The sequence below is a fragment of the Streptomyces ipomoeae 91-03 genome (assembly GCF_000317595.1).
Lineage (GTDB): Bacteria > Actinomycetota > Actinomycetes > Streptomycetales > Streptomycetaceae > Streptomyces > Streptomyces ipomoeae.
Window position 1 is genome coordinate 1 of sequence record NZ_AEJC01000085.1, and the last position, 7,020, is coordinate 7,020.

At 70.5% G+C, this 7,020-nt stretch carries 6 protein-coding genes; 2 read left to right on the forward strand and 4 right to left on the reverse strand.

Features of this window, described 5'->3' with window-relative positions:
- Positions 1 to 96 precede the first annotated feature (96 nt).
- Both STRIP9103_RS05300 and STRIP9103_RS05305 read right to left on the reverse strand, forming a co-directional pair.
- Positions 97 to 1,389, reverse strand: a complete 1,293-nt coding sequence (locus tag STRIP9103_RS05300) for a hypothetical protein (RefSeq protein ID WP_009300050.1) — start codon at positions 1,387 to 1,389, stop codon at positions 97 to 99.
- An 84-nt stretch (positions 1,390 to 1,473) separates the two neighbouring features.
- The gene (locus STRIP9103_RS05305; protein WP_009300062.1) at positions 1,474 to 2,739 is read right to left on the reverse strand and encodes an exo-beta-N-acetylmuramidase NamZ family protein; all 1,266 of its coding nucleotides are present in this window, start codon (positions 2,737 to 2,739) and stop codon (positions 1,474 to 1,476) included.
- A gap of 287 nt (positions 2,740 to 3,026) precedes the next feature.
- Here STRIP9103_RS05305 and STRIP9103_RS05310 point away from each other — a divergent pair, with 287 nt between their 5' ends.
- A complete protein-coding gene (locus STRIP9103_RS05310) occupies positions 3,027 to 3,791 on the forward strand; it encodes an SDR family oxidoreductase (protein WP_009300056.1) in 765 nt (254 codons plus the stop codon).
- 139 nt (positions 3,792 to 3,930) lie between these two features.
- Entirely contained in the window at positions 3,931 to 4,524 is a 594-nt protein-coding gene (locus STRIP9103_RS05315) for a TetR/AcrR family transcriptional regulator (RefSeq protein ID WP_009300054.1), read from the forward strand.
- Positions 4,525 to 4,563: 39 nt separating this feature from the next.
- Here the strand turns inward: STRIP9103_RS05315 and STRIP9103_RS05320 are convergent, their stop codons facing one another.
- Positions 4,564 to 5,778 carry an acyl-CoA dehydrogenase family protein gene (locus tag STRIP9103_RS05320; RefSeq protein ID WP_009300058.1) on the reverse strand — a complete coding sequence of 405 codons (1,215 nt, stop codon included), beginning with the start codon at positions 5,776 to 5,778 and terminating at the stop codon, positions 4,564 to 4,566.
- A gap of 6 nt (positions 5,779 to 5,784) precedes the next feature.
- Entirely contained in the window at positions 5,785 to 6,837 is a 1,053-nt protein-coding gene (locus tag STRIP9103_RS05325) for a phosphotransferase family protein (protein WP_009300060.1), read from the reverse strand.
- Between the last annotated feature and the right edge of the window lie 183 nt (positions 6,838 to 7,020).

Genomic DNA, 7,020 nt, shown 5'->3' on the forward strand with positions numbered 1-7,020 from the left:
CCGCCGTGCGGGCTTCCGGCCGATACGGCTCGGGCTCCGGCTTGGACCCAGGTCCCGGCCCGGGCCAGGGCTCCGGCCCCCGGCGCGGAATCCGGCTCAGGTGATACGGCCCGCCGCCAGCACCACCCGCGCCAGCTCCCGGTGGCAGATGTCGCTGTGGGCCCCGGACGGCGGGCCGCCGTTCTTCACGACGGCGGCGGCGTCGATGTTCACGCAGCCGGACGTGGGCAGTTGGGCCTTCAGAGCGTCGGCGAGCTTGAACGATCGGGTGCCCTTGACCGCCTGCACCCCGTCGTAGCCGAGCGCGCCCCACTTGGCGCCCAGCACGCTGCCGATGCCGAACCCCAGGACCGCCCGCGAGTCGCCCGCCATACGGGAGGCGAGCGGGTAGATCGTGCCGAGCGCCGAGTCGTGCTTGGAGTGACAGCAGATCAGCGGGCCGTCGACGCGCTTCTGCTGACCGCTCAGTACGCCACTGGCCCGCTGGTCGTGCGGCAGCCGCTCCGCGAACGCGTAGTGCGAGAAGGCGGCCTGAAGAAGCGTCACCGATTTCACCGTGCGCACACCCTCCGGCAGACCGCGCAACGCGAACGACACCAGCCGGGCTCCGAAGCTGTGCCCCACGAGGTGCACCCGCACCTCCGGCGCCGTCCGCGCGAGCTGCCCGAGCAGCCGCCCGAGCCCACGCTCACCGACGGTTCCGGCCCGGCGCTTCATCGCGAAGTAGGTGGCCTGGCGGAGGAGTTCATGGGCGCCGTCCCAGACGGCGAAGGAGGCCTCTCCCTCGACCGCCCCCAGTGCCGCCGCGAAGTCCGCGCACACCGTCACCGTGTCCTCGCGGAGCATCCCGGGCGTGCCCTCCGGCATCCCTTCCGCCAGCGTGTCCGCCGTGAACGCGCCCTGCGGTCCCTGTGGCGACGTCTCCACCAGCAGCCGCACCAGCCGCCCGAACTCCTCCAACGAGGCGCCCTCGTCCGGCCGTTGGTCCAGCAGCCGAGCGAGCTGTTCGACGATCGCGGCCCGCCCCGGGAAGACCTCGAGGAGCGCGTGCCGGGTGCCCTTGTCGAGCGCGGGGCCGGGCGCCACGACCGGGACGGGTTTGAAGTCCGGGATCGGCTCGTCGGAGAACCGCATCGACGGCCACAGCACCCCGACGTACCCCAGCTCGGCGTTGGGGGCGAGCGCGGGGAACGGGGCGAAGAAGCGGCTGTAGAGCCGTGTCGCACCGGACCTGTCGTTGTTCCAGCCGTGCGCGAAGACGACCAGATCCCCGATCCCGTGCCGCGTGACTCCCTCGGACAACCGGTCCCGCTGCCCGGTGTCCACGTCCCCGTCCGCGTCGAAGGTCAGTTCCCAGTACGGACTCACGCTCATTTCCGGATCCGCCATGCCGAGCCCCCTTCGGCCCCGTTGGTGGTGCGCTCAGGCGCATGGTCCTGCCAACGGCGAAGGATGGCCATACGTTACGTACGGCTACCGATAGAGCAAATATTCCTTCCGTACCTTTCGGAACGCCGCCAGCTCCTCCTGCCAGCCCGCCACCACGTCGTCCGTGTCCGCCCCCGCGTCGATCATCGTGCGCACCCGCGCGGAGCCGGTCAGCTTGTCGATCCAGTTGTCGGAGCGCCAGGCGAAGCCGCTCCACACCTTCTTGGCGGTCACGAGGAGCCCGATGCCGGTGCGTACGGGGTCGTACGCCGCCCGGTCGTGGACATGGATCTGCACCCCGCCGATCGTCTTCCCCTGGAACTTGGAGAACGTCGGCGCGAAGTACGCCTCCCTGAAGTGCACGCCCGGCAGCCCGAGTCCGTCGACGGCCGCCGCCCACCGCCGGTCGATGCCCTCCGCGCCCAGCAGTTCGAACGGGCGGGTGGTGCCACGCCCCTCGGACAGGTTCGTGCCCTCGAACAGACCCGTCCCGGAGTACACGAGCGCCGTGTCGGGCGTCGGCATGTTCGGGCTCGGCGGCACCCAGGGCAGCCCGTACGCGTCGTAGAACCGGGACCGCTGCCACCCCGACATCAGTACCGTCTCCAGCGGTACGGGTTTGTCCAGGAACTCCCCGTTGAACAGCCGCGCCAGCTCCGCCACCGTCATCCCGTGCGCCTGCGAGACGGGCTGCCGCCCGACGAACGTCGCGAACTCCTTGTGCAGCACGGGGCCTTCGGCGGATCGGCCGGTCACCGGGTTCGGCCGGTCGAGGACCACGAAGCGCTTGCCGACGAGCCGGGCCGCCTCCATGCAGTCGTACAGCGTCCAGACGTACGTGTAGAAGCGGGCGCCGACGTCCTGGATGTCGAAGACGATCGTGTCCACGCCGGACGCGGTGAAGATGTCCGCGAGGGGCCGGCCGCTCTTCCGGTACGTGTCGTACACGGGCAGACCCGTCGCCGGGTCGTCGTAACGGCCCTCGGAGCCGCCGGCCTGCGCGGTCCCGCGAAAACCGTGCTCGGGGCCGAAGACCGCCCTGAGGTCCACCCGGTCGTCGCCGTGCATCACGTCGACGATGTGGCGTACGTCCCTGGTGACGCCGGTGGGGTTCGTGACGATGCCGACCTTTTGGCCGCCGAGTTCCTTGTAGCCGGTGGCTGCCAGTCGCTCGAAGCCGGTGCGCAGCCGTGGGGCGGCTGCCCTGGCCGGGGGAGCGGCGGTCGGCTCGGTGGCGGAGCAGGCCGAGGCGGCGGTGGCTGCGGTGGCGGCTGTGGAGGCGGCCAGGAAGGTGCGGCGGGAGAGGTGCATGGGGGTATCTCCGTCATCGCGGGGGGCGGTGTGCAGGCACGCTATGGGCTTCCGCGGGCGGTTTGGGGCCTGCGGGTCGAGTGTGGCTGGTCGCGGTCGCGACCACGCGGCGGAGCCGCACATCGACACAGCCCCCCGCCCCTTTCGGGGCGCGGCCGGGGGCACCCTTTCTCTGCTACATACCGACTGGTTAGTCTGAGCTCGAAGTCTCGAAGTGCAGCCATTCGAGTGGATCGCCGTACGTCTGGATCGCCGTACGTCGCGGTGCGTCGTGTCGAAGGAGACCAATGGTGGAAGTCGTGCGGAACGCGGGCGTGGTCGTCACCGGGGCCGGGGGTGGGATCGGGGCCGCGCTGGCTCGGCGGTTCGCGGCTGAGGGGGCCCGGGTCGTCGTGAACGACCTGGACGCCGAGCGGGCGAAGGCCGTGGCCGAGGAGATCGGCGGGATCGCTCTGCCCGGGGACGCGTCCACGATCGTCGCCGCGGCCCGCGAGGCGCTCGGCGGGACGGTCGACGTGTACTGCGCGAACGCCGGGGTCGCCTCGGGCGGTACCGAAGCGGCCGACGAGAAGGTCTGGGCGCTCGCCTGGGACGTGAACGTGATGGCACACGTCCGGGCGGCCCACGAACTCCTGCCGGACTGGCTGGAGCGCGGCAGCGGGCGCTTTGTGTCCACGGTCTCGGCCGCCGGGCTGCTCACGATGATCGGCGCGGCCCCCTACAGCGTCACCAAGCACGGGGCGTACGCCTTCGCCGAGTGGCTGTCGCTCACGTACCGCCACCGTGGCCTCAAGGTGCACGCGATCTGCCCCCAGGGAGTGCGCACCGACATGCTGACGGCCTCCGGCAGCGCGGGTGACCTGGTGCTCGCGCCGACCGCGATCGAGCCGGAGGCCGTCGCGGACGCGCTCTTCGAGGGCATGGAGAACGACCGCTTCCTGATCCTTCCGCACCCGGAGGTCGCCGGTTTCTACCAGGCCCGGGCGACCGACCCGGAGCGTTGGCTGACGAACATGAACCACATCCAGCGGAAGTGGGAGACGACCGGCTGACCGCCCTGCTCGATGGACAAGGGCCGGAGAGTGGGATGATCCTCCGGCAAGCGCCGCATTTCCGCCGGGGCGGGAACCGATGGGCGGCCGACGGACGACCAGTGGGCGACCACAGAACCACGGAAGGAAGGTGGCGGCAGTGCCCAGGACGACGGACGGAGACGGTACTCCCGTCCCGCAGCGGCTGCTGGCCGCCGCCACCCGGCTCTTCGCCGAGCAGGGCTACGACCGCACCTCCGTGCAGGAGATCGTCGAGGCGGCGGGCGTCACCAAGGGCGCGCTGTACCACTACTTCGGCTCCAAGGACGACCTCCTGCACGAGGTGTACGCGCGCGTGCTGCGCGTCCAGCAGGAACGTCTCGACGCCTTCGCGGACGCCGACGAGCCGATCGAGAAGCGGCTGCGGGCCGCGGCGGCCGACGTGGTCGTCACGACCATCGAGAACCTCGACGACGCGATGATCTTCTTCCGCTCCATGCACCACTTGAGCCCCGAGAAGAACAAGCAGGTACGCGCCGAGCGCCGCCGCTACCACGAACGCTTCCGCGCGCTCGTCGAGGAGGGCCAGGAGTCCGGCGTCTTCTCCACCGCGACCCCGGCCGACCTGGTGGTCGACTACCACTTCGGCTCGGTCCACCACCTGTCGACGTGGTACCGCCCCGACGGCCCGATGAGCCCACAGGAGGTCGCGGACCACTTGGCGGATCTGCTACTGAGAGCACTACGCCCGTAACGGACCGAGGTTCTCTCCGCCCCCGCCGCCCGCGCCGCGTCACACGTACTTCTTCAACTCCCGCCGAGCCAACGACCGCTGATGCACCTCATCCGGCCCGTCGGCGATCATCAAGGTCCGCGCCCCCGCGTACAGCTCCGCCAGCGGAAAGTCCTGACTCACACCCCCCGCACCATGCAACTGAATCGCCCGGTCGATGACGTCGACAACCGCACGAGGCGTGGCGATCTTGATGGCCTGAATCTCCGTGTGCGCTCCCCTGTTGCCCACGGTGTCCATCAGCCACGCCGTCTTCAACACCAGCAACCGCAACTGCTCCACGGTGACACGCGCGTCGGCGATCCAGTTGTGCACCACCCCCTGCTGGGCCAGCGCCTTGCCGAAGGCCTCCCGGGACACCGCCCGCCGGCACATCAGCTCGATCGCCCGCTCGGCCATGCCGATGAGGCGCATGCAGTGGTGGATCCGCCCGGGTCCGAGCCGCGCCTGCGCGATGGCGAAGCCGCCGCCCTCCTCGCCGATGAGGTTGGACACCGGCACGCGCGCGTGGTCGAAGACCACCTCGGCGTGGCCACCGTGGTAGTGGTCCTCGTAGCCGAAAACGCGCATCGCGCGGTTCACGGTCACACCCGGCGTGTCGCGGGGCACCAGCACCATCGACTGCTGGCGCCGGATGTCGGCCCCAGCGGGATCCGTCTTGCCCATCACGATGAAGATCTTGCAGTCGGGGTTCATCGCCCCGGAGATGTACCACTTGCGCCCGGTGATGACGTACTCGTCGCCGTCCCGCTCGATGCGCGTCGTGATGTTGGTGGCATCGGACGAAGCCACCTCCGGCTCGGTCATCGCGAACGCCGACCGGATCTCACCGGCGAGCAACGGCTCCAGCCACTGCTTCTTCTGCTGCTCGTCACCGAACTGCGTCAGCACCTCCATGTTGCCCGTGTCGGGCGCCGCGCAGTTCAACGCGGTCGGCGCCAGCTGCGGGGAACGCCCGGTGATCTCGGCGAGCGGCGCGTACTGGAGGTTCGTGAGCCCGGCACCGTACTCGGAGTCGGGCAGGAAGAGGTTCCACAGCCCCTGGCGGCGGGCCTCGGCCTTCAGCTCCTCCACCACGGCCGGTGTGTCCCACGGCGAGGCCAGCGCGGCCCGCTGCTCCTCGGCCACCGGCTCCGCCGGGTAGACGTACTCGTCCATGAAGGCGAGGAGCTTGCCGCGCAGCTCCTCGGTACGGGCGTCGAATGCGAAGTCCATGGCGGATCAGCCTTCCTGAGAGCCGGAGCCGGAGCCGGAGCCGGTACGAAGAGTCGTCAGACCGTGGTCGATGAAGACGGGGACCAGTTCGCCGATGCGGTCGAAGCCGCGGCCGACCGTCTGACCGAGCGTGTACCGGTAGTGGATGCCCTCAAGGATCACGGCGAGCTTGAACCACGCGAACGCGGTGTACCAGGACACGGAAGACACATCGCGCCCCGAGCGCGCCGCGTACCGCTCGACGATCTCGGCCGGTTCCGGGTGCCCGGCGGCCGTCGCGGTCGTGGAGACGGGGGAGTCGGGCAGCCCGAGCGGCACGCTGTACATCACCAGCAGCCCCAGGTCGGTGAGCGGATCACCGAGCGTGGACATCTCCCAGTCGAGGATCGCCCTGATCCGGTCGTCGTCTCCGAGTAGCACGTTGTCGAGCCGATAGTCGCCGTGCACGACGGTCGGCGCGGGGGAGTGGGGCAGCCGGCGCCCCAGGGTGGCGTGCAGCTCGTCGATGCCGGCCAGCTCGCGGTTGCGGGACGCGTCCAGCTGCTTGCCCCAGCGCCGCAGCTGCCGGTCCAGGAAGCCCTCCGGGCGTCCGAAGTCGGCGAGGCCCACCTCGGCCGGGTCCACCGCGTGCAGCCCGACCAGCGTGTCCACCAGGCCCAGCACGGCCGCCCGGGTGCGCTCCGGCCCCAGCTGGGCCAGCTGCTCGGCGGTGCGGTACGGGGTGCCCTCGACGAACTCCATGACGTAGAACGGCGCGCCCAGCACCTCCTCGTCCTCGCACAGCAGCACAGGCCGCGGCACCGGTACGTCGGTGGGGTACAGCGCGCTGATCACCCGGTGCTCGCGCTTCATGTCGTGCGCGGTCGCCAGCACATGGCCCAGCGGCGGCCGTCGTACGACCCACTTGGCGACACCGTCCGTGACCTCGTACGTCAGGTTCGACCGCCCGCCCTCGATCAGCCGAGCGGTGAGCGGACCCGCCACCAGTCCGGGCCGCTCGGCGTCGAGCAGGGCGCGGAGCCGGTCGGGATCGAGGCCTGGCGGGTGGTCTGGGCGCATCGTCGCTCCTACATGCGGGTGAACAGGACCGCACCCATGATGCCGACCGGTCGGTATGCCGTCCAGTGGGTGGCGCGGAAGTAGCCGGCATCTCGACGGGATCCGGCCGCAGCACCGGATCCCGAAGCCACTGCGGATGTCCTGCCGGGAGGCAGATGTCCCACCGGGAGTACGACGGGCCGT